26 protein-coding genes are annotated in these 23542 nt (G+C 65.4%); 14 read left to right on the plus strand and 12 right to left on the minus strand.

Annotation, left to right across the window (positions count from 1 at the left end):
* Positions 1-48 precede the first annotated feature (48 nt).
* Complete coding sequence (locus LB564_RS27130; protein ID WP_224542280.1) at positions 49-1296, plus strand: cytochrome-c peroxidase; 1248 nt, start codon at positions 49-51, stop codon at positions 1294-1296.
* Between the two features lie 200 nt (positions 1297-1496).
* On the opposite strand, the gene LB564_RS27135 is transcribed toward LB564_RS27130, so the two are convergent.
* The 3 genes from LB564_RS27135 to LB564_RS27145 all read right to left on the minus strand — a co-directional run bounded on the left by LB564_RS27135 (position 1497) and on the right by LB564_RS27145 (position 3602).
* Positions 1497-1784 (minus strand): GIY-YIG nuclease family protein, encoded by a 288-nt coding sequence (locus LB564_RS27135; protein ID WP_224542281.1) that lies wholly within the window; start codon positions 1782-1784, stop codon positions 1497-1499.
* A gap of 185 nt (positions 1785-1969) precedes the next feature.
* Entirely contained in the window at positions 1970-2674 is a 705-nt protein-coding gene (locus tag LB564_RS27140; protein ID WP_224542282.1) for an SDR family oxidoreductase, read from the minus strand.
* 310 nt (positions 2675-2984) lie between these two features.
* Positions 2985-3602 carry a helix-turn-helix domain-containing protein gene (locus LB564_RS27145; protein ID WP_224542283.1) on the minus strand — a complete coding sequence of 206 codons (618 nt, stop codon included), beginning with the start codon at positions 3600-3602 and terminating at the stop codon, positions 2985-2987.
* Between the two features lie 132 nt (positions 3603-3734).
* Between LB564_RS27145 and LB564_RS27150 the strand changes: the two genes are divergently transcribed.
* From LB564_RS27150 to LB564_RS27160, 3 genes are all read left to right on the plus strand, one after another.
* Complete coding sequence (locus LB564_RS27150) at positions 3735-4868, plus strand: NAD(P)/FAD-dependent oxidoreductase (RefSeq protein ID WP_224542284.1); 1134 nt, start codon at positions 3735-3737, stop codon at positions 4866-4868.
* Between the two features lie 44 nt (positions 4869-4912).
* Entirely contained in the window at positions 4913-6526 is a 1614-nt protein-coding gene (locus LB564_RS27155) for an ABC transporter substrate-binding protein (protein WP_224542285.1), read from the plus strand.
* 236 nt (positions 6527-6762) lie between these two features.
* Positions 6763-7863, plus strand: a complete 1101-nt coding sequence (locus LB564_RS27160; RefSeq protein WP_224542286.1) for a serine hydrolase domain-containing protein — start codon at positions 6763-6765, stop codon at positions 7861-7863.
* A gap of 9 nt (positions 7864-7872) precedes the next feature.
* Here the strand turns inward: LB564_RS27160 and LB564_RS27165 are convergent, their stop codons facing one another.
* A complete protein-coding gene (locus tag LB564_RS27165) occupies positions 7873-8304 on the minus strand; it encodes a MarR family winged helix-turn-helix transcriptional regulator (protein WP_224542287.1) in 432 nt (143 codons plus the stop codon).
* Positions 8305-8461: 157 nt separating this feature from the next.
* Between LB564_RS27165 and LB564_RS27170 the strand changes: the two genes are divergently transcribed.
* Both LB564_RS27170 and LB564_RS27175 read left to right on the plus strand, forming a co-directional pair.
* Entirely contained in the window at positions 8462-9277 is an 816-nt protein-coding gene (locus tag LB564_RS27170; protein WP_224542288.1) for a p-hydroxycinnamoyl CoA hydratase/lyase, read from the plus strand.
* Positions 9278-9303: 26 nt separating this feature from the next.
* Positions 9304-10824 carry an AMP-binding protein gene (locus tag LB564_RS27175; RefSeq protein WP_411910231.1) on the plus strand — a complete coding sequence of 507 codons (1521 nt, stop codon included), beginning with the start codon at positions 9304-9306 and terminating at the stop codon, positions 10822-10824.
* An 18-nt stretch (positions 10825-10842) separates the two neighbouring features.
* Here the strand turns inward: LB564_RS27175 and LB564_RS27180 are convergent, their stop codons facing one another.
* Positions 10843-11562, minus strand: a complete 720-nt coding sequence (locus tag LB564_RS27180; protein WP_224542290.1) for a 3-keto-5-aminohexanoate cleavage protein — start codon at positions 11560-11562, stop codon at positions 10843-10845.
* A gap of 211 nt (positions 11563-11773) precedes the next feature.
* On the opposite strand from LB564_RS27180, the gene LB564_RS27185 reads away from it, so the two are divergent.
* Positions 11774-11968 (plus strand): hypothetical protein, encoded by a 195-nt coding sequence (locus LB564_RS27185; protein WP_181173788.1) that lies wholly within the window; start codon positions 11774-11776, stop codon positions 11966-11968.
* A 100-nt stretch (positions 11969-12068) separates the two neighbouring features.
* On the opposite strand, the gene LB564_RS27190 is transcribed toward LB564_RS27185, so the two are convergent.
* A complete protein-coding gene (locus LB564_RS27190; protein WP_224542291.1) occupies positions 12069-14174 on the minus strand; it encodes an EAL domain-containing protein in 2106 nt (701 codons plus the stop codon).
* Positions 14175-14389: 215 nt separating this feature from the next.
* Between LB564_RS27190 and LB564_RS27195 the strand changes: the two genes are divergently transcribed.
* Entirely contained in the window at positions 14390-14839 is a 450-nt protein-coding gene (locus LB564_RS27195) for an ester cyclase (RefSeq protein ID WP_140708586.1), read from the plus strand.
* 60 nt (positions 14840-14899) lie between these two features.
* Here LB564_RS27195 and LB564_RS27200 read toward each other — a convergent pair whose 3' ends face one another.
* Together LB564_RS27200 and LB564_RS27205 are read right to left on the minus strand one after the other, a co-directional pair.
* Positions 14900-15436, minus strand: a complete 537-nt coding sequence (locus tag LB564_RS27200) for a hypothetical protein (RefSeq protein ID WP_224542292.1) — start codon at positions 15434-15436, stop codon at positions 14900-14902.
* A gap of 112 nt (positions 15437-15548) precedes the next feature.
* Positions 15549-15875, minus strand: coding sequence for a DUF1330 domain-containing protein (locus LB564_RS27205; protein WP_140708588.1), 327 nt, complete (start codon positions 15873-15875; stop codon positions 15549-15551).
* Between the two features lie 176 nt (positions 15876-16051).
* Here LB564_RS27205 and LB564_RS27210 point away from each other — a divergent pair, with 176 nt between their 5' ends.
* Positions 16052-16744 (plus strand): winged helix-turn-helix transcriptional regulator, encoded by a 693-nt coding sequence (locus tag LB564_RS27210; protein WP_224542293.1) that lies wholly within the window; start codon positions 16052-16054, stop codon positions 16742-16744.
* Between the two features lie 35 nt (positions 16745-16779).
* Here LB564_RS27210 and LB564_RS27215 read toward each other — a convergent pair whose 3' ends face one another.
* Positions 16780-17178, minus strand: coding sequence for a type II toxin-antitoxin system HigA family antitoxin (locus tag LB564_RS27215; protein WP_140708592.1), 399 nt, complete (start codon positions 17176-17178; stop codon positions 16780-16782).
* 155 nt (positions 17179-17333) lie between these two features.
* Here LB564_RS27215 and ada point away from each other — a divergent pair, with 155 nt between their 5' ends.
* The 4 genes from ada (at position 17334) to LB564_RS27235 (ending at position 20091) form a co-directional block, all read left to right on the plus strand.
* On the plus strand, positions 17334-18446 hold the full coding sequence (ada, locus tag LB564_RS27220) for a bifunctional DNA-binding transcriptional regulator/O6-methylguanine-DNA methyltransferase Ada (RefSeq protein WP_224542305.1): 1113 nt from the start codon (positions 17334-17336) through the stop codon (positions 18444-18446).
* 13 nt (positions 18447-18459) lie between these two features.
* Complete coding sequence (locus LB564_RS27225) at positions 18460-18678, plus strand: hypothetical protein (RefSeq protein ID WP_224542294.1); 219 nt, start codon at positions 18460-18462, stop codon at positions 18676-18678.
* 124 nt (positions 18679-18802) lie between these two features.
* Positions 18803-19351 (plus strand): methylated-DNA--[protein]-cysteine S-methyltransferase, encoded by a 549-nt coding sequence (locus LB564_RS27230; protein ID WP_224542295.1) that lies wholly within the window; start codon positions 18803-18805, stop codon positions 19349-19351.
* A complete protein-coding gene (locus LB564_RS27235; protein WP_224542296.1) occupies positions 19348-20091 on the plus strand; it encodes a 2OG-Fe(II) oxygenase in 744 nt (247 codons plus the stop codon). The genes LB564_RS27230 and LB564_RS27235 overlap by 4 nt, the downstream gene beginning before the upstream one ends.
* 22 nt (positions 20092-20113) lie before the next feature.
* On the opposite strand, the gene LB564_RS27240 is transcribed toward LB564_RS27235, so the two are convergent.
* The 3 genes from LB564_RS27240 to LB564_RS27250 form a co-directional block, all read right to left on the minus strand.
* A complete protein-coding gene (locus LB564_RS27240) occupies positions 20114-21058 on the minus strand; it encodes a sigma-70 family RNA polymerase sigma factor (RefSeq protein WP_224542297.1) in 945 nt (314 codons plus the stop codon).
* A gap of 88 nt (positions 21059-21146) precedes the next feature.
* On the minus strand, positions 21147-22088 hold the full coding sequence (locus LB564_RS27245) for an alpha/beta hydrolase (protein ID WP_224542298.1): 942 nt from the start codon (positions 22086-22088) through the stop codon (positions 21147-21149).
* 191 nt (positions 22089-22279) lie between these two features.
* The gene (locus LB564_RS27250) at positions 22280-22867 is read right to left on the minus strand and encodes a dihydrofolate reductase family protein (RefSeq protein ID WP_224542299.1); all 588 of its coding nucleotides are present in this window, start codon (positions 22865-22867) and stop codon (positions 22280-22282) included.
* Between the two features lie 107 nt (positions 22868-22974).
* Between LB564_RS27250 and LB564_RS27255 the strand changes: the two genes are divergently transcribed.
* A complete protein-coding gene (locus LB564_RS27255; RefSeq protein ID WP_224542300.1) occupies positions 22975-23391 on the plus strand; it encodes a winged helix-turn-helix transcriptional regulator in 417 nt (138 codons plus the stop codon).
* Positions 23392-23542 lie beyond the last annotated feature (151 nt).

Genomic DNA, 23542 nt, shown 5'->3' on the forward strand with positions numbered 1-23542 from the left:
ATCCGTTGCACTGCGTTCTTATTGCCGGGCCAAAGCGGACCACGCCCCATGACGACCAGACGATGGAAAAGCCTGACAATCGCGATCGCCGCGATCTCGACCCTTGGCTTTGCCGCGCCCGCCAATACGGCGGATGGCGTCCATCCCGGCCCCCTGTCGCGCGCCGACGCCTTCGCCCGGGCTCAGGCACTCACCGCGCTTGGCAAGAAAATGTTCTTCGACCCGGCCCTTTCCGCCTCGGGCAAGCAGGCCTGCTCGTCCTGCCATGACCCGCGCCACGCTTTCGGGCCAGCCTCGGCGGCACCGGTCGAGATGGGCGGCCCAAACCTCGACCAGCCCGGCGTGCGCGCCGTGCCGTCGCTGCGATATCTCCAGGCCGCGCCCGCCTTCACCGAACATTTCTACGATTCCGAGGACGAGGGCGACGAGAGCGTCGACAACGGCCCGACCGGCGGCCTGACCTGGGACGGCCGCGTCGACTACGGCAAGGACCAGGCGAAAATCCCCCTGCTCTCGCCTTTCGAGATGGCCAACAAGGATGCCGGGGCGGTCACCGCCGCCTTGCGCAAGTCAGCCTATGCCGGCGACTTCAAAGCAACCTTCGGCAACGACGTCTTCGACCGCCCGGGCGACGCCATCGACGCCGCCGCCGAAGCGCTCGGCACGTTCGAGCAGAGCGCGGCCGACTTCTACCCATACTCCAGCCGCTACGATGCCTTCCTCGCCGGCAAGGCGACATTGTCGACGCGGGAACTGCATGGCCGCGAACTGTTCGAGGACGAGAAAAAAGGCAATTGCGCCTCCTGCCATCTCAGCGAACCCGCCAATGACGGAGAGCCGCCGCAGTTCACCGATTTCGGCCTGATCGCCATCGCCGTGCCGCGCAACCCGGCCATCCCGGCCAATGCCGACCCCGCCTATGCCGATCTCGGCCTGTGCGGCCCGCTGCGCACCGATTTCCATGGCCGGCCGGAGTATTGCGGCCTGTTCAAGACGCCGACGCTGCGCAACGTGGCGCTGCGCCAGAGTTTTTTCCACAATGGCGAGTTCCACACGTTGCGCGACGCCGTCGCCTTCTACGCCAGCCGCGACACCGACCCCGGCCGCTGGTACCCGAAAAATGCCGACGGCACGGTGAGGAAATATGACGATCTGCCAAAGGCTTACTGGGGAAACCTGAATCAGGATCCGCCCTTCGACGGCAAGAAACCCGGCGACAAGCCGGCGCTTGATGACGCCGAGATCGACGACATCGTCGCGTTTCTGCAGACGCTGACGGATGCGGATCAGCGGTGATGAGATAAGCTGGGAAGCCTTGCCGAAAGGTCGCCTGCTGGCTTGACGATTAGCCGAGGCTCTCCTCTTCCTTCGTCATCCTAGGGCGGAGCAAGGAGCGCAGCGACGCGGCGCAGACCCTAGGATCCATGCCGCGACGCTTGTGACGGATAAAACGGTGCCGAACCTTGCGCACGCCTGCGACGAAGCGCTGCCGTGCGCTACCATCCCGTTCCGCGAAACAGCTCGAACCATTCGGGATTGGCCTTCTCGATGAGTTCGATCTTCCATTGTCGCGGCCATCGCTTCAGCGACTTCTCACGCTGGATGGCATCACGAACGTCGAAATGTTCCTCATACCAAACCAGGCGTAGCGCACCATAGCGACCGGTGAAGCGCGAGCCTTCGCCGGATTTGTGCTCCGGCATCCGGCGTCCAAGATCGTTGATGACACCGATATAGATGGTGCCACCCTTCTGGCTGGCGGTCATGTAGACATAGCCGGTCATACGCTGACGGTAACCGCCAACGCGTCTTGCGACAATTCTCGTTCGCTGTATTTTCTGGCCATGTCGCGGCATGGATCCTAGGGTCTGCGCCGCGTCGCTTCGCTCCTTGCTCCGCCCTAGGATGACGAAGCGAGGAAGGGCTTCGGCTAATTTCAGAGGTCTGAAACGGCCACCAGCCAACGCCCTCACAGCGCCCGGATCACGCCCCCATCCACGCGGATATTCTGCCCCGTAATATACCCTGCCCCATCCGACGCCAGAAAGGCGATCGTCGCGGCAATCTCCTCCGACGTCCCATAGCGCTGCATCGGCACGTTGTCGCGGCGCTCCTCGGTCGCCGGCAGGCTGTCGATCCAGCCGGGCAGCACATTGTTCATGCGCACATTGTCGGCAGCATAGGTGTTGGAAAAAATCTTGGTATAGGCGGCAAGGCCGGCGCGAAACACGGCCGAGGTCGGGAACATCGCGTTCGGCTCGGCCACCCAGGCCGTCGAGATGTTGATGATGGCGCCGCCCTTCTGCTTGATCATTTGCGGCGCCACGATGCGCACCGGCCGGATGACGTTCATCAAATAGACGTCCATGCCGGTGTGCCACTGCTCGTCCGTGATCTCCAGGATCGGCGCGCGCGGCCCGTGGCCGCCGCTGTTGACCAGCACGTCGATGCGGCCCCACTTTTCGAGCGTCGCGTCGGCAAGCCGCTGCAGATCGTCATTCGACTGGTTGGAGCCAGTGACGCCGATTCCGCCAAGCTCCCTGGCCAGCGCCTCGCCCTTGCCCGACGAAGACAGGATGGCGACCTTGAAGCCGTCCGCCGCCAGCCGCTTTGCCGCCGCCGCCCCCATGCCGCTGCCGCCGGCGACGATGACTGCTGTTTTTTCTGAGCTCATGGATTTTCCTCATCGGGGTTGGCGATTGCAGCGGTCCTATAGCCGGTTTCGCCAGCCAGTTCGAACCAGAAAGACTGAACCGACCTGCAAAAAACTTGGGCGGGCAGCGCTGCCCCTCACCTGCCTGCCGGCATCCTCTCCCCGTATAGTGACGGGGAGAGGCGCTGTCTTCGGCGGCTTCGCCAATCCCGCGCGGCCGGAAAGAGCGCCCGCGCTGAAGCTGCCCTTTCTCCCCGTCACTATACGGGGAGAAATGCCCGGCAGGGCAATGAGGGGCGGCGCCAACCACGGCAATCGAAACGAGACGCCCCTACCCCTCCACCGTCTCCAGCACGCTCAGCAGCGTGCCTTCCATGTCGGGCTCGTCGCCGGAGCAGACGCACAGCATTTCGGCGTCGCCCTCGCCGACCGAGAGGTAGGCGTGGCCCATGGTGGAATCGATGTAGACGCTCTCGCCCTCTTTCAGCCGCACCGGCGCGTACTGGTCGGTGTGCAACTCGATCTCGCCCTTGAGCACGATCAGGAATTCCTCGCCGGCATGCCGGGTCAGCGGGCCGAACTGCTGCGGCGTGCGGGCGCGCGCATAGGCGTGGATGGGCACCATGCGCTTGTGCACCAGGTCGGTGGCGAGATACCGATAATCGTAGTTGCGGGTCAGCTGGCGCAGCGTGTTGGACTGCGAGGTGACCGAGCGGCGGGTGCGCGCCGCCGGCTGCTTGCGGTCGCCGCTGAGCAGTTCCGTCACATGGATGCCGAGGCCCTCGCAGATCTGCAGCAGTTTGTCGTAGCTCAGCGACATCTGGTCGTTCTCGACCTTGGACAGGGTCGACACCGCGACGCCGGTGAGAGAGCTGACCTCCTGCAAGGTCCAGCCATGGGTTTTTCTCAAGGCCCGCAGACAATCACCGAGGTTCGGTTGCTCCGACATTGCCAGCTCCATGGCGGCGATCGCGCCGTTCTCCACCTAGGTAGTCGAACTCTCCGTCGTCATCAACAACACCAACAATTTTCTTATACGCTAAATGTTGACTGGATACGAAAATATTTTTACGACTGATGGATGCAGTCAAAGTCCTCCCAGAAAATCGTCGTCATCGGCGGCGGCATTGCCGGCCTCTCGTTGGCCGCCGCCGTCGCCGGCTGGGCTGACGTCACCCTCATCGAGCGCGAACCGCATCTGGGCTATCACGCCAGCGGCCGCTCCGCCGCTTTGTTCACCGAGACCTATGGCAACCGGCTGGTGCGCGCACTGACGCTGGCCAGCCGGCAGGCCATCGTCGAGGGCGGCTTCGTCGCCCACCGGCGCGGCGCGCTGCATGTCGGCTGGACCGGCGACGACGCTGCCATCGACCGGCTGGCCGGCGAATTGCAGGCTCTGGTGCCCAGCGTGCGGCGCCTGTCGGCGGCCGAGTTGCACGCGCTGGTTCCGGTCATTGCTGGGGAAACCACCTGCGGCGGCGTCCATGAGCCGGGCGCGGTCGATGTCGACACGGGCAAGATGCTGGCGACCTGCGCGTCAAAGCTGAAGGCCAGCGGCGGCATCATCCGTACCGGCGAGGAAGTCCGCGCTATCTCGGCCCACGGCGGCGCTTTTCGGGTCGAAACCAGCGCAGGTGTCTACCCGGCCGACATCGTCGTCAACGCCGCGGGCGCCTGGGTCGATGTCGTCGCCGGGATGGCGGGGCTCTCCGGCCTCGGCTTCCAGCCGAAACGGCGCACCGCTTTCCTGTTCGATCCACCCGTGGGCATCGACATTGCCGGCTGGCCGCTGGTGGTCGACCTGCACGAACAATTCTATTTCAAGCCCGATGCCGGCAGGCTGATCGGCTCGCTCGCCGACGAGACGGACTCCGAGCCTTGCGATGCGTATCCGGAAGACATCGACGTCGCCATCGCCGTCGACCGCATCGAACAGGCGACGTCGATGCGCATCGGCCGTCCGTCGACGCCATGGGCGGGCCTGCGTACCTTCGCGCCCGACCGCACGCCGGTCGCCGGCTTCGACCCGCGCCTGCCCGGCTTCTTCTGGCTCGGCGGCCAGGGCGGCTACGGTTTTCAGGTGTCGCTGACACTGGCCAGGCTGAGCGCGGCGCTGATGCGCGGACAGTCCTTGCCCGGCGATGTCACCGCGCTCGGCGTCACTGCCGCGGCGCTGGCGCCCGACCGTTTCCTTGCCCCGGCGGCGACGCCATGAAGTTTCCTCCCTCAACCCCGAATGTGTCATCAGGAGCGTTTGCGATGAAGTCCCTGCGCGCAGTGCTTGCCCCATCCCTTCTGGCCTCGACCCTTATCGCCTCATCCGTCCTTCTCGGCGGGCAGGCCCATGCCAAGACGCTGGTCTATTGTTCGGAAGCAAACCCCGAGACCTTCAACCCGGCGATCGGCATAGCCGATTCCACCATGGACGCCGCCGCCAAGACGATCTTCAACCGGCTGGTCGAGTTCAAGCCGGGCACGACCGAGGTCGGGCCGGCGCTGGCGGAAAGCTGGGATGTGTCGCCTGACGGCAAGACCTACACCTTCCATCTCAGGCACGGCGTGAAATTCCAGTCGAACGAGCATTTTGCGCCTTCGCGCGACTTCGACGCCGATGACGTGCTCTACACATTCAACCGCCAGCGCGACGCCAACAATCCCTATCACAAGCTGGGTGGCGGCTCTTACGAGTACTTCAACGCGCTGGGCATGGGCACGCTGATCGACAAGATAGACAAGGTCGACGACTACACGGTGCGCTTCACGCTGACGGCTCCCAACGTCACCTTCCTGGCCGGGCTGGCGCTCGACTATCTCTCCATCCTGTCGCTGGAGCAGACCGAAAAGATGGTGGCGGCCGGCACGCCGGAATTGATCGACGGCGCCCCGGTCGGCACCGGCCCGTTCGTGCTCCAGGCCTATGTGCCCGACAGCCAGGTCCGCTACGCCGCCAACAAGGATTACTGGCGCGGCGCGCCGAAGATCGACACGCTGGTCTTTGCCATCACGCCCGAGCCGACCACCCGCGTCGAGCGCATCAAGGCCAATGAATGCCAGGTCGCCGCCCCGCCGCCGCCAAGTGCCGTCGCCGACCTGCGCGGCGACCCCGACATCACGGTTCTCGATCTCAAGGGCCAGAACATCGGCATCCTCGGTTTCAATGTCGAACATCAGCCGCTGGGCGATGTGCGCGTGCGCACCGCACTTGCCAAGGCCATCGACCGCAAGGCGATCGTCGAAGCGGTCTATGCCGGCGCCGGCACGGTGGCTGGCAGCGTCGTGCCGCCGGCGCAGCTCGGCGCGGTGACCGATGCCGGCATCGACTACGATCCCGATGGCGCCAAAAAACTGCTGAAGGACGCCGGCCACGAAAACGGCCTCAAGATCAGCCTGTGGGCGATGCCGGTGTCGCGCCCTTACAACCCCAACGCCAAGCGCATGGCCGAAATGATCCAGGCCGACTGGGCCAAGGTCGGCGTGCAATCGGAAATCGTCAGCTTCGAATGGGGCGAATATCTCAAGCGCACCGCGGCGGGCGAGCAGGACACGTTCCTGCTCGGCGGCAGCAGCGACAATGGCGACCCCGACAACATGCTGAGCTATCTGCTCTCCTGCGACGGCGTGAAGGGCGGCTCCAACCGCTCGCGCTGGTGCGACAAGGATTTCGAGAAGCTTCTGGACGAAGGCCGCGTCGCCGCCGACCCGAAGGAGCGCGCCGCGATCTACGGCAAGGCGCAGGCGATCCTGAAGGCCGAGGTGCCGGTGGCGCCGATCGCCCATTCGATGGTGGCGATCCCGATCCGCAAGAGCGTGCTCAACTACGCGCTAGACCCCTTCGGCCGGCAGAATTTCGCCGCCGTCGATATGGCCGAGTGAGGCGGGGCACCCCCTCATCCGGCCGCTACGCGGCCACCTTTTCCCCGGTGGAGAAGAGATCTTCGAGCGCCGAATTCCTCTTTCAGCGGCTCCGACAGATGAGCCTGATGAAGCGTGGCGCCCTCTTCTCCCCGACGGGGAGAAGGTGGCCCGAAGGGCCGGATGAGGGGGCATCTCCAAGGGCACAACGCCAGCCGATTTTGCGAAAATCCCGTGCTCCACAAAAGCGAGACCACATGCCAAAAGACCTGAACGCCCTCCTCGCCTCTTACCTCGCCGATGGCGCTGTAGGCGCCTCACTGGCCTATACGCGCAAGGGCGAGACGCCGACCGCCCTCACCGCTGGCCTCGCCGACAGCGCGCATGGCACCCCTGTCACGCCGGACCGGCTGTTCAAGATCGGCAGCTGCACCAAGACCTTCGTCGCCGCGGCCCTGATCAAGCTCGCCGAGACCGGCAAGCTCGATCTCGGTGCGCCGATCTCCGCCTGGTTCCCGGATCTGCCGGGCGCCAAGGATATTTCGGTGGGCCAGCTGATCAACCATCGCAACGGCCTGCCGGAATTCGAATATTACATCCCCATGGACCCGAGCCGGCAATGGACGCCGCGACAGCTGGTCGACATCGCCTTCGCTTCCGACAAGCAGAAGGCGCCGGGCGGACCCGCGGTCTACAACAACACCGGCTATGTCCTGGCAGGCATGGTGATCGAGGCCGTCACCGGCCAGCCGCTGGGCGCCTACGTCAGGAGCGCGATCCTCGAACCGCTCGGCCTGAAAAACACCTGGTCGCCGGCGACCGAGGCATTTCCCGAGAAATCGATGGTGCGCGGCTATTACCACCGGCCACCGCCCGCGCCCAACGCGCCCACCGACATCGCCTCGGGCGGCGAGATGTGGCGCATGGACGGCGTGCTGCCCTATTCCGACGCATTGCAGGATTCTTCCGATTCCTTCCCGTTCGGCGCCGCCTATGGCTGCGGCGACATGGTATCGACGCCATCCGACATGGTGGGCTTCATGCGCGGCCTGTTCTCCGGCAAGCTGTTGTACCAGCCTTTCTTCGCCGAGATGTTCGAACAGCGCGTGCCAGCGAGTTTTCCAGGCACGCGCATGCGCGAGACGGGTGCTGGCATGTTCCAGAGCGCCTATGCCGGCCGCGCCTTCTACGGCCACCAGGGCAGCATCCCGGGCTATGTCGCCGTCATGCTGCATGATCCCCTGACGGACCTCACCATCGCCATGACCAGCAATGTCGGCTCCGGCAACCGCCTGTCCTTCCAGGCCAGCGGCCTGCACCCGGTGGTCGATCAGGCGATCGAGAACATTCTCGACTGATCAAGATCTTTAGCCCTGCTCCGTCCAGATCAGGCGCAGCAGGCGGAGCAGCGTTGCTCGCTCCTTGGCTGTCAGCCGTTGCAGGAACCGGTCTTCGTGCCGGCGCACCTGTTGTCGCCATCCGGGCATGGCCTTGCGCGCGGCCGGTGTCAGCGTCAGCACCCGCACGCGCTTGTCGTCCGCGTGGTCGTCGCGCTCCACCAGCCCTCGCTCTTCAAGGTCGGCCAGCAGCGGCGCCATGTTGGCGCTCTTCATGCCGAGCTGGCGGCAGAGTTCCGCGGCACGGATGCCGGGCTGTTCGTCGATCAGCGCCAGCATGCCGTAGGTAACCGGGCGCAGCGCCGCATCGGCCAGCTCGACGGCGAAATCACTCAAGGCCAAGGTCGAGGCACGCCTGAGATTGTAGCCGATCTGCGCGTCGAGCGCGTCTCTTGCCGACACGTGCGGGGCGCCGGGAGCAGCGTGAGCTTCTTTATCATCCATGCTGAACCGATCGCCGCGACCAAGGTCCTTGTCAAGCGAAAAAGGCTATGCGACATAGCAAACTAGATAGCTATGCAACATAGCAATTTCCGAACGGAATGGGAGGACGCAGACCATGACCGAAGAGCCCGTTGCCTTCGATGTCGAGAACGGTATCGCCTGGGTGCGCTTCAACCGGCCGGATAAGCGCAATTGCATGAACCCGGCGCTCAACCGGCGCATGATGGAGGTTCTGGACGCGCTCGAATTCCGCGACGATGTCGGCGTGCTGGTGCTGTCGGGAGAAGGCAGCGCCTGGTCGGCGGGCATGGACCTCAAGGAGTATTTTCGCGAGACCGAAGCCAAGGGCCTCGGCGCCATCCGCAAGGCGCAGGCGGAAGCCTATGGCTGGTGGCGGCGCCTGCGCTGGTACGGCAAGCCGACCATCGCCATGGTAAATGGCTGGTGCTTCGGCGGCGGCTATGGCCCGCTCTTCGCCTGCGATCTCGCCTTTGCCGCCGACGAGGCGCAATTCGCTTTGTCGGAGATCAACTGGGGCATCCTGCCCGGCGGCGGCGCCACCAAGGTGGTGGTCGACCTCCTGTCGATGCGCGACGCCATGTATCACGCGCTGACCGGCGAACTCATCGACGGCAGGAAAGCCGCCGCCTGGAAGCTGGTCAATGAAAGCCTGCCGCTGGCCGACCTGAAGACGCGCGTCACCGAGGTTGCGAACGTCCTTTTGAAGAAGAACCCGATTGCCCTGAAAGCGACCAAGGACGCGATCCGCCGCGTCGCCGAGATGACTTATGACAATGCCGAGGACTATCTCGTGCGGGCGCAGGAAGCGGCCAACTTCCATGACAATGACGGCCGCAAGGAAGGCATCCGCCAGTTCATCGACGAAAAGAGCTACAAGCCGGGTCTCGGCGCCTACGACAAGGCGAGATGACGCGGTAAGACGCAATCTGGGAGGAGATGCGAATGCCGGCCCCGACGACATCGGATCCCATCGCCCTGCATGCCGGAGGCCAGCCGGACCGTCTCGCCTGTGTCGACCTGGCAACCGGCCGGCGCTGGACTTATGCGGCGCTCGACGAGGCCATCCAGCGCGCCGTCGGCGTCCTCGAAACCGCTTGGGACGTCGAACAGGGCCAACGCATCGCCACGCTTGCCCGCAACAGCGCCGATCTCCTGATCCTGCAGCAGGCCGCGATGCGGCTCGGTGCCATCTTCGTGCCGCTCAACTGGCGCCTCGCCGGTGCCGAACGGCGGGCGATCCTGGCCGATTGCGGTCCGGCGCTGCTGCTGCATGACGCGGCCCTTGGATTGGCGCCAACCGACGGCTGCATGTCGGTGGACATCGCTGCCTTCGCAAGGGCGGTCGAGGCCCAGGCGCCGGCGCCGCGCCGCGTCTTGCCGGCCAGCGATGCGCCGTCGATCATCCTCTACACGTCGGGCACGTCGGGCCAGCCCAAAGGTGTCGTCGTCACCGAGAGCAACGCCTTGGCCACGGCAGTCAATTTCGGCGTGCTCGGGCGCGTCGGCAATGCCAGCGTCTTCCTCTGCGATGCGCCGATGTTCCATGTCATCGGCCTCGTCACCAGCCTGCGTCCGCCGCTGCTGCAGGGCGGCACGGTGCTGATCTCGCCCGGCTTCGATGCCGATGTGACCAACCGCCGGCTGGCCGATCCCTCACTCGGCGTCACCCATTATTTCTGCGTGCCGCAGATGGCCCGGATGCTGCGGGAACATCCCGACTTCGCGCCGTCGCGCTGGACGTCCCTCACCGCCATCTTCACCGGCGGCGCGCCGAACCCGGCCATCGATGTCAACTGGTGGCTGGCGCAAGGCATCCGCATGGTCGACGGCTTCGGCATGACCGAAGCCGGCACCGTGCTTGGCATGCCGGTCGAGGCCGGGCGGATCGCCAGCAAGGCCGGCTCGGCCGGCCTGCCGGCGCCGACGATCGGCCTGCGCATAGTCGACGACGACGGCCAGGAGGTCGCGGCCGGCGAACCGGGCGAGATATGGCTGTCCGGCCCCTCGATCACGCCGGGCTACTGGAACCGGCCGGAAGAGACGGCGCGCGCCTTCACCAGCGATGGCTGGTTCCGCACCGGCGACATCGCCCGGCGCGATGACGAAGGCTTCGTCACCCTCGTGGACCGTCGCAAGGACATGTTCATCTCCGGTGGCGAGAACGTCTATCCCGTCGAAATCGAGATGGTGCTGCTCGAGCATCCCGACATCGCCGAAGCCGCCGTGATCGGCGTCGCCGACGAGCGCTGGGGCGAAGTCGGTCGCGCCTTCGTCGTGGTCAAACCCGGCCGGATCGTGGATCCGGCCGCCCTGGCAAGCCATTGCGGCGACCGCATCGCCCGCTACAAGGTGCCGAAGCAGTTCCTGCTCGCCGAGGCGCTGCCGCGCACCGCGTCCGGCAAGATCCAGAAACATATTTTGCGTGGCTGGACAGCACCGGACGTGCAGCGAGTCTGACCCGAGCCGAGGTTCAGCTTAACTCGCGGAGCGGAAGATTGCTGTCGCCTCGGCAACGATCCGCGCATTGTCCTTTGCCACCGTTCCATCGGCAAGCGTCTTGCCGTCCTCAAGCCCGACCCGCGTCGACCAGCGCTTTTGCCGCGCAAGGTCCACGAACGGCCAGACGGTGCCGTCGACGCCATGCAGCAGGATCGGCCGCCGCACCCCGGCGCGCTCGAGCACGGCGGCGATGCCGTGCGCCTCGTCGAGGGCGACGGGCAGGTCTGGTATGTCGATCTCGATCAGGATGCGCAGCACGCGGGCGCGATCGGCGAGCCCCACGAAGCGCTCCGCATCTTGCGTCGTGGCAAGCCCGGCCTCGATGCCGACGCCCTGCTCGCGCAACAGCGCCATCACGGCGGGCGCGTCGGCTTCCGAAAGATTGACCGAGGCATAGTCGGGCAGTTCGCGCCAGGCGGCGATCGCCGCGCGGGTCCGTTCCACATCGTTCTCGATCCAGGCGCCGGTCGACACGCCGATCAATGTCCCCGGGCAGGCCTGCCGTACGGCAAGGACCGTCGCATCCACCGCCGCCAGGCTTTCGCGACCGTCCTCGCCGCGCGGATGGATGTGCAGTTCGGCGGCACCCGCGCCGACGCAGGAAGCGGCATCCGCGGTCATCGCGTGCGCCGTCAGCGGCAGGCTGGGATGGAAATCGCGCGGCCGCGCGCCGTTGATGCAGGCCTGGACGATCATCGATTTCACCTCGGACAAAGGAGCGCAGTCTAGGCACACCGCCACACCGCGCAAAGCCCGTGGCGCCCTCACTCCTGACAAACGGGCACCGCCACCGGCTGCCCGTCTCCAGTGCGTTCGCCGGCATTTGAATAAAAGGCGCTTGTGGATATTTACCCCACATTGCGCCAGGCCGGCCAAGATACATTAGGGCGGGATCATGGAGGGACCATTGACCAGCGATTTTTCAGCCGCCCGTCTCCATCTCGAACGCGCCTATCACTATCTGCGCGGCAATGACGAGACGAGCCGCGCCACATGCGAGGCCCTCGACCTGTTGATCGAGATGGTGGCGGAAGCACAACACAGGAAGCCGGAACCCGGGGTGCTGGAATTTCCCCGAGCGGCGGCGCGTCGGCACGGCTGACAAAACGCGTCGCGTTTAGCGGATTCAGCCCGCGCGCATCGAATCTTCGCCTTCACGCATATCGCTGTCCAGGTCGCTTAGCGACATGCGTTTTGTCCAATCAGGACGCCGTGCGTCTCGATGCGCCGCCGGCCAATCCCGCCGCGCGCGCCACGATCCCCTCCAGCGGTTCGGGCCGGTGCAGCAGAAATCCCTGGCCGAACTCGACGCCCATATCGTCCAGCATGGCCACGATGTCCTGCCGCTCTATTTTCTCGGCCACCACGGCGCAGCCGAGGCTGCGGGCGATGCTGGTGATGGCCAGCACAATCTCGCGGTCGAAGCGGCTTTCGGCGATGTTCTCGATGAAGGAGCCGTCGATCTTGATGGCATCGACCGGAAAGCGCCTGAGATATTCGAACGAGCTCATGCCGGCGCCGAAATCGTCGAGGCTGACCTTGCAGCGCCGCTCGCGCGCCCTGCGCACGAAGGTTTCGGCGGCATCGAAATTGGTGACGGCGGCGGTTTCAGTGATCTCGAAGCCGATGCCCGAATGCGGCGCCCCGGTTTCCTCGATGATGCTGTCGACGAAGTCCCACAGTCCGGGATCGCTCAGCGTCTGCGCCGACAGGTTGAAGCCGAGCGTGATGGCGCCGGATTTCATCGCCGCGCCGTGCCGTGACAGCGCCGTGCGTATGATCCAGCGGTCCAGCCGCGCGGCAACACCGAAGCGCTCGGCCGCCGGAATGAATTCGCCGGGCGGGATCAGCCGGCCGCCCTTTGCGGCCAGCCGCGCCAGCACCTCGACGTGGCGGCTCTCTTCCCAGGGCCTGCCCAGCCGGTGGATCTCCTGGCCGAACAGTTTCAGCCTGCCGTCTTCCATGGCGTCCACCGTGTCGGCGGCCAGCCGTGCGGCGTTGAGGCCGCCCGAACCGGCGGCGGTCTCGGCCGAAAACAGCGCGAAGCGATCGCGCCCGGCGGCCTTCGCCGCGTAGCAGGCATCGTCGGCGCAAGCCAATGCGTCGGCAACCGTGGTGAGAGGGTCGTGGATGATGGCGATGCCGATGCTGGCCGCCAGTCGCCGCGACGTCGCGGCGAGGCCGAGATCGGCGTCGCGCACGGCCGTCAGGATCGCGCCTGCCAGTTGCTCGGCCTGATCGACATCGCAATCGGGCACCATCAGCGCGAACTCGTCGCCGCCGAGCCGCGCCGCATGCGCCGATGGCGGCAGGCAGCGGCCAATGCCCGCCGCGACGCCCTTCAGCGCCAGATCGCCGGCGGCATGGCCGGCGAAGTCGTTGAGCGCCTTGAAATAATCGAGGTCGACATAGAACACCGCCAGCGGCACGCGCGTGGCGATATGGTCAGCGAGCAGCCTGTCGAAGGCGGCGCGGTTCCAAAGGCCGGTCAGCGCATCGTGGCGGGCGGCGAAGGCAAGCTCCTGTTCGCGCAGTCTGTCCTCGGTGATGTCGCGCACGGTGCCCAGGACCTGGCCGGTGGCACCGGCGGCGGCGACGAAGCGCAGCAGCGATTCGACATGGCGGATCTGGCCGTCACGCTTGATAATCCGGTACTGCGCGGCGATGACGCCGTCGGTTTCCAACGGCACCTTGTGGGCGCTTTCGGCGGCGTCCTTGTCGTCGGGATGCAAGTAGCTGTGCCAGAGATCCGCCGTCACCTCGTCGGTCACCGCGACGAGGCCGAATATCTCTCTTGTGCGCGAGTCCCAATAGCTCTTGTTGGTAGCGATGTCGTAGTGCCAGATGCCGGTGCCGCTGGCGGCGAGCGCCAGTCGAAAGCGGATGTTGACCTGTTCGAGCGCGGCTTCGGCCGCCTTCTGCTTGGAGATGTCGGTCTGCACGCCCATCAGCCTGAGCGGCTTGCCGTCAGCGTCGCTCTCGACGATGCCGCCTCGGTCGAGCACCCACACCCAGTGGCCCTGCTTGTGCTTCAGCCGGAGTTCGGTCTCGATGTAGTCGGTCAGCCCGGCAATGTGGCGGTCGCCGCTTGCCAGCGCCCGCTCGCGGTCATCGGGATGGGTCAGTTGCAGCCACAGGTCGCTGGTGGCGGCAAGCTCGTTCTCGTCGTAGCCAAGCATCCGCGCCCAGGTCGCGGAGTAGAAACAATCGCCGGTGCGGAGATCCCAGTCCCAGACGCCAAGATGGGCACGCTCCAGGGCCTTGGCCCAGAACGCTCCATTGCGATTTTTCCTACCCTGACGCGCCATCGTCCGTTTCGCCTGCCCCATCCCGCGGGCAATCTGCGGCAAAACCAGAGAAGAAACAGTTACTGGGACGCCGGGGCCGGCGTGCTGGCTTTCCTCGCCTGCCATGCCGCCTTTCGATTGGCCGGCAAGAACCGGAGTTTTGCGCGCGTCCGATCGTCGTAGGGATGGCCAGGGATCATCGACCCCGGTGATCCAGACAAGAAGAGGACCTCCCTATGACCAAGCAGGAAGACAACAAGGCCGTCGTCGTCAGATGGTTCACCGACTTCTGGGGTGAAACCTGCGACCTCTCGGTCGTCGACGCGGTCGCCGCGCCCGACATGCTGCTGAAATATTCGCTGCACGAGCCACGCCGGGGCCGCGACGACATCAAGGCCTTCATGACCGATTTCCGCGCCGCCTTCCCGGACCTCAACTTCTGGGCCACCGCCGACCTCATCGCCGAGGGCGACTATGTCGTCGGCCAGTGGGAGGGCGGCGGCACGCATACCGGCCCGGCCTTCGGCGATTTCCTGACCGGCTCGCTGCCCGCCGCCACCGGCCGCACCATGCGCTTCACCGGCACCACGGTGCTGAAGGTGATCGACGGCAGGATCGTCGAGGAAATCGGCCTCGACGATGGCGTCGCCGCCCTCACCCAGCTCGGCCTGATCAAGGCGGCCTGACAAACTTAGCCGAAATCGAGGCTTTGGCCAGGCGGCATTGCCGCCGCCTGGCCATGCCGGTTACTGGCTCGGCGCCATCGCGTGTTCGCACGACACCTTGGGATTCATGTCGGCGAAGGTGCCGGTCGGGTTGCCTTTCCAGGCCCAGACATGCAGCTCGTAGAACTCTCCCAGGCCATAGCGGTTGGGCGCGCTGTTGAAGTTGAACAGCTGTCCCTCCAGCGACGCCGGCCCCTTCGAGGTGATGTATTCGACCGCCACCAGCTTCAGCGTGCCGTCGGCCATCGGCTCGTACATCACCGCTTCTGGACGGGCGATGTCGATCCTGTCGTCCTTCAGATACCCGCCATTGACATAGTGGATGCCCATCGCGCCGCCGGTGATGCCGCTGGCGCAGGGGATGGGCGCATAGCCTTCCGCCGTCGCCGCATTGACGTCGAGAAACCGGCTGTTGGCGGCCCGCACCTTTTCGGCCAGCGGATTGGCATCCGGCGCACCCGCGGCCGCCTCCTGATGTGCTTGGGCGAAGGTCGTGCAGACGGCCAGCATGGCCCCCGCCATGAGAAACCCGTTGCGAAAGTTTGATTTCATATCCATTCCATTCCTGTTGAAAAAGCACGGCTGGCCGACCGCCGGAAATACGGCGGCGCGACAGGCAAGCGCCGTGGCTGTTGCTGCTTGAAGATCCCGAAAACGCGGCGAATGCCGGTCATCCCTTCGGCAGATACGGGATCGTCCCCGCAAGATCGGTGTCGTCGATCAGCTGGAAACGGCTGTCGCTGCCGCCCTGGCGAGCCGAGACGAAAGGCGCGTAGGCCGGATCGCTGGTGAAGGCGCGCGCCGCCGCTTCCGACGGGAACGCCATCAAGGCGATCAGCGTGGTGTCGAGCGGCTGGCCTTCGAGCGTCTTCACATTGCCGCTGCGCGACAGATATCTGCCGCCATGCTTGTGGACGAGTTCGTGCACCGACGCGGCATAGGCCGGCACCCATTTCGGGTCCTTCATCTTGATGTCCGCGATAACGTAAGCAGTCATTGTCGTCTCCTGGTTGCGGCTCACAGGGGTATCCCGTGCAGCCGGCCAGAGGGCTCGCATGGCGGGGCCCGAGCGAACCAGTCCGCGAACTGTACCGGGCCGGTACAGTTTCTGTACTCGCCGCTTCAATCACGAAGGACTAATGTTGGCCGCAGGTTCGAGGGAGAGGCACGGTCATGACCCAGCACGGATACAAACAGTTCTGCCCGCTATCGATGGCCGCCGAGGTGCTGTGCACCCGCTGGACGATGGTGCTGATGCGCGAGCTGGTTGCCGGTTCGACCCGTTTCAACGACCTGCGCCGCGGCGTGCCGAAAATGTCGCCGACCCTTCTGTCGCAACGGCTGAAGGAGCTCGAACTGGCGGGGATCGTCGAGCGCAAGGAGGTCCAGGGCGAGAAAGGGATTTTGGAATACCGGCTGACCGAGGCCGGCCGGGATCTGCGCCCGGTCGTCGAGGCGATGGGGTTCTGGGGCCAGAAATGGGTCGAGTCCCGGCTGTCGCTGAAGAATCTCGATCCGTCGCTGCTGATGTGGGACATGCGGCGCAATCTGAACCCCTCGCCGCTGCCGGAAGGACGCACGGTGATACAGTTCCTGTATCAGGAACTTCCGGCCTCCAAGCGCTCCCGGTGGCTGATTGTCGAAAAGCACGGCGAGGTCGACCTGTGCTGGTACGATCCAGGCTTCGACGTCGACCTCTATGTCTCGACCGACCTGCACACGATGACGGCGATCTGGATGGGATTGCTCACCGTCGAGAAGGCCGGCGCGAAGGTCGTCCTGACCGGCGACCAGGCCATCGGCAGGCAAATGCAGACCTGGCTCGGCCTCAGCCCCTTCGCGGTGGAACCCAAGCGCGCGGCGTAGGAGCCAATGCTGTCGGCAAGCGGGTGGACAACGCTTTAGGCGCGCTTGCCGCCCCTGTCCTTTGCGAGGTGATAGGGTCGCACGAGGATTTCGGCGGGAATGTTCCATTCCTTGTTCAGTTTGAAGATCATGTCGAGGGTAAGGGCGCGCTTTCTGTTCAGCACCTCGGTTGCCCGAGGCGATGATCCGATCACCTCGGCCAAAGCCTTTCGCGACAGGTTGAACAATTGCATGTGCGAATGAATGGCTTCGACGGGATCGGGTGCCTGAATCGGGTAGTGCTTATCCTCGTAAGCCTCGATCAGGGTTGCGAGGACGTCGAAGCGATCACCGTCGAGAGAGCCGACCTCCGGCTCATTCTCGAAGTATTTGGTGATTTCGGCGATCGCCCAATCGTAATCGGCTTCGGTCTTAATGGGTCGAATGTTTTCCATCACACCTTCTCCGGATCAATCTTGTCATACTCTTTATAAGCCTGCGTGTCGCTCTCGGCCGGATGGATCCATCTTGCCCTCAATCACGCTTCCTCCTCCTGACACTTGTCAGGAAACGGGTGGCGCGGCTGGCCCTGCGCGGCTTCAATGCGCTTATGTTCATTACCCTGGCCAAACATCTGCAACCCGCGACACTGCTGGTCGCTGACGATCCGCGCTGGGCGCGCATCGTGGCGCGCGACAAGTCGGCCGACGGCGCATTCTGGTATTCGGTGGCAACGACCGGCGTCTATTGCCGGCCGTCCTGCCCGTCGCGGCGCGCCAACCCCGCCAACGTCCAGTTGCACGACACTTTACACCAGGCCAGGGCGACAGGCTTTCGCCCATGCCGGCGCTGCAATCCGGACGGCCCTTCGCTCGAGGCCGCCAACGCCGCGATGGTGGCGGATGCCTGCCGCAGGATCGAGGACAGCGAGGCCGAACCCTCGCTCGCCGAACTGGCCGATGCCGCCGGCCGCAGCCCCGGCTATTTCCACCGCGTTTTCAAGGCGGTCACCGGGCTGACGCCGAAAGACTACGCCGCCGCCCGGCGTGCCGCACGGGTCCGCCAGGGCTTGGAGAACGGCGTCAGCGTGACTTCGGCGATCTACGATGCCGGCTTCAATTCGAGCGGGCGTTTCTACGAGAAATCCACCGGCATGCTCGGCATGACGCCGACGCGCTACCGTGCCGGCGGCGCCAACGAGGAAATCCGCTTCGCCGTCGGCGAATCCTCGCTCGGTACCATCCTGGTCGCATCGAGCCGCAAGGGCGTCGCCTCGATCCTGCTCGGCCAGGATCCCGACACGCTGGTGCGCGACCTGCAGGACCGTTTCCCCAAGGCGCGGCTGGTCGGCGGCGACCGCGACTATGAGGCGCTCGTCGCCCGCGTCGTCGGTTTCGTCGAGGCGCCGGCGCTCGGTCTCGACCTGCCGCTCGACGTGCGCGGCACTGCGTTCCAGCAGCGCGTCTGGCAGGCCTTGCGCGACATCCCCGCTGGCCGCACCGTCTCCTATGCCGAGATCGCCGGCCGTATCGGCGCGCCCAAGGCGACCCGCGCCGTCGCCGCCGCCTGCGCCGCCAACGCCCTTGCGGTCGCCATTCCCTGCCACCGGGTGATCCGTAGGGATGGCGCCCTGTCGGGCTATGCCTGGGGCGCGGAGCGCAAGCGAGCGCTGCTCGACCGCGAGGCGGCATCCGCCAAGGCCGACCGGTCCTCGCGGGCCTGACGGAGGACCGGCGATGCGCACCATGGCAAGGTCCTCCACCGCCGGTGCGAATGTCCAGATCGCCAATAACGGGGCCGTAGATGCGAAGTCGCTGGTGTTGGCTTCCATCGGCGAATTGGTCGATGGTGGCAAGGCAGAGTGGAGCGGCACCGCTACGGGTGAGATCGAGCTGCGGTTGTTGAGCGGCGAGGTCTTTTTGCTAGGCGAGGTCACCGTCACGCGTGTCGTGTAGGCACACTCGGTGCCTGTGCATCCTTCATCCTCGAACGCGGCAAATTTGAATTTGAAAGCAAGCACCGGAGTGAGGACCAGCCGGCATGGGGCTAGGGTTCAGACACACAGAAGGAGTGAAGGCAATGAACCACATGCAAACCCATAGGCCGGCGGCCACCAGCGCCGCCCTCGAGACCATCACCTACGCCATCGGCCAGTCCGCGCTTGGAAACATCCTCGTGGCGCGCAGCCATCTCGGCATCTGCGCCATGCTGATCGGCTCCGACGCCGAAACATTGGAACAGGATCTCGCCAACCGCTTCCCCGGCAGCGTCCTGATCGAGGACGAAGCCGGCCTGTGCGAGGATCTCGCGGCGATCGCGCGCTTCATTGAAACGCCCGGCGCCGGTCTGGACCTGCCGCTCGACACGCGCCACGGCACGCCCTTCCAGCAGCGCGTGTGGGAGGCGCTGCGCACCCTACCGTGCGGCGTCACGGTCACCTACACCGCCCTTGCCCGGCGCCTCGGCATGCGGGACGGTGCCCGTGCCGTGGCGACGGCCTGCGCCGCCAACGCCATCGCGCTCGGCATTCCCTGCCACCGCGTGCTGCGCGCCGACGGTTCGCTGTCCGGCTACCGCTGGGGCATCGAGCGCAAGCGCGCCTTGCTGGAAAGGGAGGCGGCGATATGAACGCCGACGCCAGGGTTGCCGCATCGCTGGTCGAAGCCGCGCGGACACGCATCGCCACTTACGACTGGTCGGCGCTCACCGCCGAACTTGACGGCTTCGGCTGCGCGGTGATGGAAAAGCTGCTCTCGCCTGAAGAGTGCCGGCAGATCGCCGGCCTCTACACGGAGGAAAAACATTTCCGCAGTCACATCCACATGGCCAGGCACGGTTTCGGCAAGGGCGAATACCGCTATTTCCGCTATCCCCTGCCCGACCTCGTCGGCGGCCTGCGCGGCGCGCTCTATCCCAGGCTGGCCGAAATCGCCAACCGGTGGAACGAGCGCATGGGGATCGCCATGCGCTACCCTGCCACGCATGGCGCGTTTCTCGACCAGTGCCATGCCGCCGGCCAGGTCAGGCCGACGCCGCTGTTGCTGCAATACGTGCCCGGCGACTTCAACTGCCTACACCAGGATCTTTATGGCGACCTCGCCTTCCCGCTGCAGGTGGCGATCCTGCTTTCAGAGCCCGGCGAGGATTTCACCGGCGGCGAATTCGCGCTGACCGAACAGCGGCCGCGCATGCAGAGCCGGGTCGAGGTGGTGCCCCTGCGCCAGGGCGATGCGGTGGCCTTCGCCGTCCACAACCGGCCGGTGCAGGGCACGAAAGGCAATTACCGCGTCAATCTGCGCCACGGCGTCAGCCGCCTGCGCTCAGGCATGCGCCACACGGTCGGCATCATTTTTCACGATGCTAAGTGAGCGTCATGGAGCATGAAGCGCTTCATTCCGCGTCCGCGGCCACCATCTCCAGGATCCAGGGACACGCATAATAGTCGGCAATGCTTTTGATCACGCCGCCTTCGGCATGGACCCGCACCAGATAATCCTGCCGCCAGACCTCGCCATGCAGCCGGTCGACGACCAGCACGAACTCCCCTTCGACCGCGCCTGGGATCGCGCCTGGCCGCATGCGCCAGGGCGCTCCGCGCTCATACTCGACGAAGTAGGGCGAAGCCGAGAGCAAGCCTTTGTAGCAGTCCGAGACCCGCAGCCGCGCATCGGCGCTGGTCAGTGCCCGCACGCCGTCCCAATCCCTGGCATTGAAGAGTTCGACATAACGGCCAAGCAGCCGTTCCAGTTCGGGGTCGTGTGCCGGCGCCGCGACCGGTTGCGCCGGCAAGGCGGCGAGCTTGGCGCGGCCACGGTTGAGCGCCGACTTCACCCCGCCCGACGTCGAGCCGACGAGGTCGGCGATTTCTTCCAGCGAGTGGTCGAAGACGTCCTTGAGCAGCACGCAGGCGCGCTCCTTGGGCGGCAGGTGCACGACCAGCCGCTCGATGGCGCGGCCGGCGCCAGGACCAGCGGGCTCGACAGGCAGCACGATGTCGTCGGCCGCATAGCCGGCTTCGGCCTTGAGCCGCGCGCGGCGGCTCCTGATGAAATCGATGCACCTGTTATGGGCGATGCGGAACAGCCACGGCCGCAGCGCCTGCGCATCGTCGAGCAGCTCGATCTTGCGATAGGCCTCGAACAGCGCCTCCTGCATGATGTCCTCGCCGTCGAGAGCCGAACCGGTCATGCGCGCGCAGTAGCGGTGCAGACGGACACGCAAATGCGAGACCGTCTCCAGGAACGCCCTGTAGCGCATGTCGAACAGGCCTTCGGGGTCAAGGCGCGGCGCAATGCCTTGCGCCGTCTGATCGGATTTGCGGATCTGCTGGTTCATCGCGGCACGTCGCTCAGCGTCACTCCAGCATCGCGCAAGTGCCGCACATTCACAAGCACGACGCTCGACCCGGGCAGATGGTCCACGGTCAGGCCGCCCTGTTGTCGGCAACTTTATCAGCGGCATCCGGCAGTCCCAGCTTTGGCCGCACCCAGGCGGCGAAGCGGCCGATCGCATCGTCGGCCTCCGGCGCCCGCCCGGCCATCATCTGGAAGGAATGCAGCATGCCGTCAAAGACGTCGAGACGCGTCTCGACGCCGGCCTGCCGCGCACGCTCGGCGAACATGCGGCTTTCGTCGACCAGCGTCTCGTCGGCGCCGGCCTGCAGGAAGACGGGCGGAAAGCCGGAGAGGTCGGCATAAAGCGGGCTGACTTCCGGATCGCGCCGGTCGGCATCGCCGATGAAATTGGCCGCCAGCCAATCGACGGCTCCCCTGGCGAAGGCCGGGTCCTTTTCGCGGTTGGTCTCGTAGCTGGCGGCGGTCATCGCCATGTCAAACCAGCCGGAGATGATGAGCGTGGCGACGGGCAGCGGCCGCCCCTGCGCACGCAGCCGCTGCAGGACGCCATAGGTCAGCACCGCGCCGCAGGAATCTCCGGCGATCACGATCCGCCCGGGGTCGAAGCCCTGGTCGACAAGCCAGTTCCAGGCTGCCATCGCGGCCTCGAGCTGGGCCGGGTGCTTGGCCTGATGCGCCAGTGGATAGTTGTAGACCAGCGCCCGGCAGCCGACGGCCTTGGCAAGATGCCCGACCAGCTTGCGATGCGTGTAGATCGAGCCGCCGATGAAGCCGCCGCCATGCGCATAAAACAGCACCCGCTCGTCGTCGGCGCCCTTGGGCACGACCCACATCGCCGGCACGCCGCCGGCATCGACCTCGATATAGTCGACGCCGCGCGGCTCGCCGGTCAGCGCCGTCCAATGGACATCGTTGTGGTCGATGATCGCCTGCGGGCTGCTAAGCTTGCCCGCATTGGCCGCGATCGCCGCGTAATGGTTCCTGTTTGCCTCGCTCTCGATGCTCGCCATGGTGGTCTCCTCGATCCGCCGATCGCGTGTCTCGCGATGGTCCGAAGCTTCAGACGGACGGTCAGGCAAAAAGGATACGCGACGGGATGCTTTATCTCCGGGCACGGTCGCCGGCCGGCTTGCTGGCGACCGCATCCGAAAGGCGAAGACAGGCCGGCAAGGGACTCTGCCCGCACCATATTTCGGCCAGGTCAGCCAGCCGCCGCGTAGCGGTTGACCACCATGCCGCAGGCATAGGCCTTCGAGCCGAGCAGACGCAGCTTGTGAAAGCCGCCCTGGTCGAAGATACGGCGGCCGGCGCCCAGCACGGCCGGATTGACGAACAGCTGGAACTCGTCGACCAGCCCGGCCGCGATCAGCGCCGAGGCGAAGCCGGCGCCGCCGAAGACGGCGATGTCGCCGCCCTCGCCCGCCTTCAGCGCGTTGACCTCGCGCGCAAGGTCGCCGCTCACCACCGTGGTGCGTTCCCACCGCGAGGCCTCGAGCCTGTCGCTCGGCACCACCTTGCGCGCTTCGACGATGCGCTGGGCGAAGGCATAGAACGGATCGGCCGGATATTTCCGCGCCGCCTTGCCCCAATGGGTGAGATAGCCCTCCTCGGCCATCTTGCTGCTCAAGAGGATGGTGTCGATGCCGGCGAACACGGCGTTGAAATCCCGTTTCAGCTCGGCGTCCCAGCCATTGTCGTCGCCCCACTCCCAGAGCTGCCACGGATGATCGGCCTCGGCGCCGACGAAACCGTCGACCGACATCTGCATCTGAAGGATGAGCTTTTTCATTGATTGTCCTCCTCGGATCGCGCAGTAAATGCTTTACTTTCGGAACCATTTGACGCATGCGAACAATGACGTCAATAGTAAAGTGATTTAAAAATGGAACCATAGAAATGTCGACCCGCGAAAGATCCGGCTGCCCGATCAACCTGTCGCTGGAACTGCTCGGCGATCGCTGGACGCTGCTCATCATCCGCGACCTGGTCTTCGCCGGCAAAAAGCATTTTCGCGAGTTCCTGCAATCCGATGAAGGCATCTCTTCGCGCACGCTGGCCGAGCGGCTGCAGACGCTGCAGGACGAAGGCATCCTCACCCGCAGCGACGACCCGAGCCACGGGCTGAAGGCGATCTACCGGCTGACCGAGGCCGGCATCGACTTGCTTCCGGTGCTGGCCACGCTGGGCGCCTGGGGCAGCAAGCACCGCAAGTCCGACGACAAGCTGGCCCGCATCGCAAACGAACTGGCGGCTGGCGGCGAACCGGCGCTGGAACGGATGAAAGCGGCGCTGCGGGCGGAGCATACTGTGTAGAAACAGGCGCTCCGAGGAAAAGCTGCAACGTTGGCGCAGCCGCTCATTGCCCTGCCGGGCATTTCTCCCCGTGAACGGCAGGGCTGTCCGGGGAAAGTATCTGGTGAATCGAAATGCCGCATGCGCATGCCCCGTGAGACGGTTGTTTTCC

The sequence above is a fragment of the Mesorhizobium sp. ES1-6 genome (assembly GCF_020164775.1).
GTDB lineage: Bacteria > Pseudomonadota > Alphaproteobacteria > Rhizobiales > Rhizobiaceae > Mesorhizobium.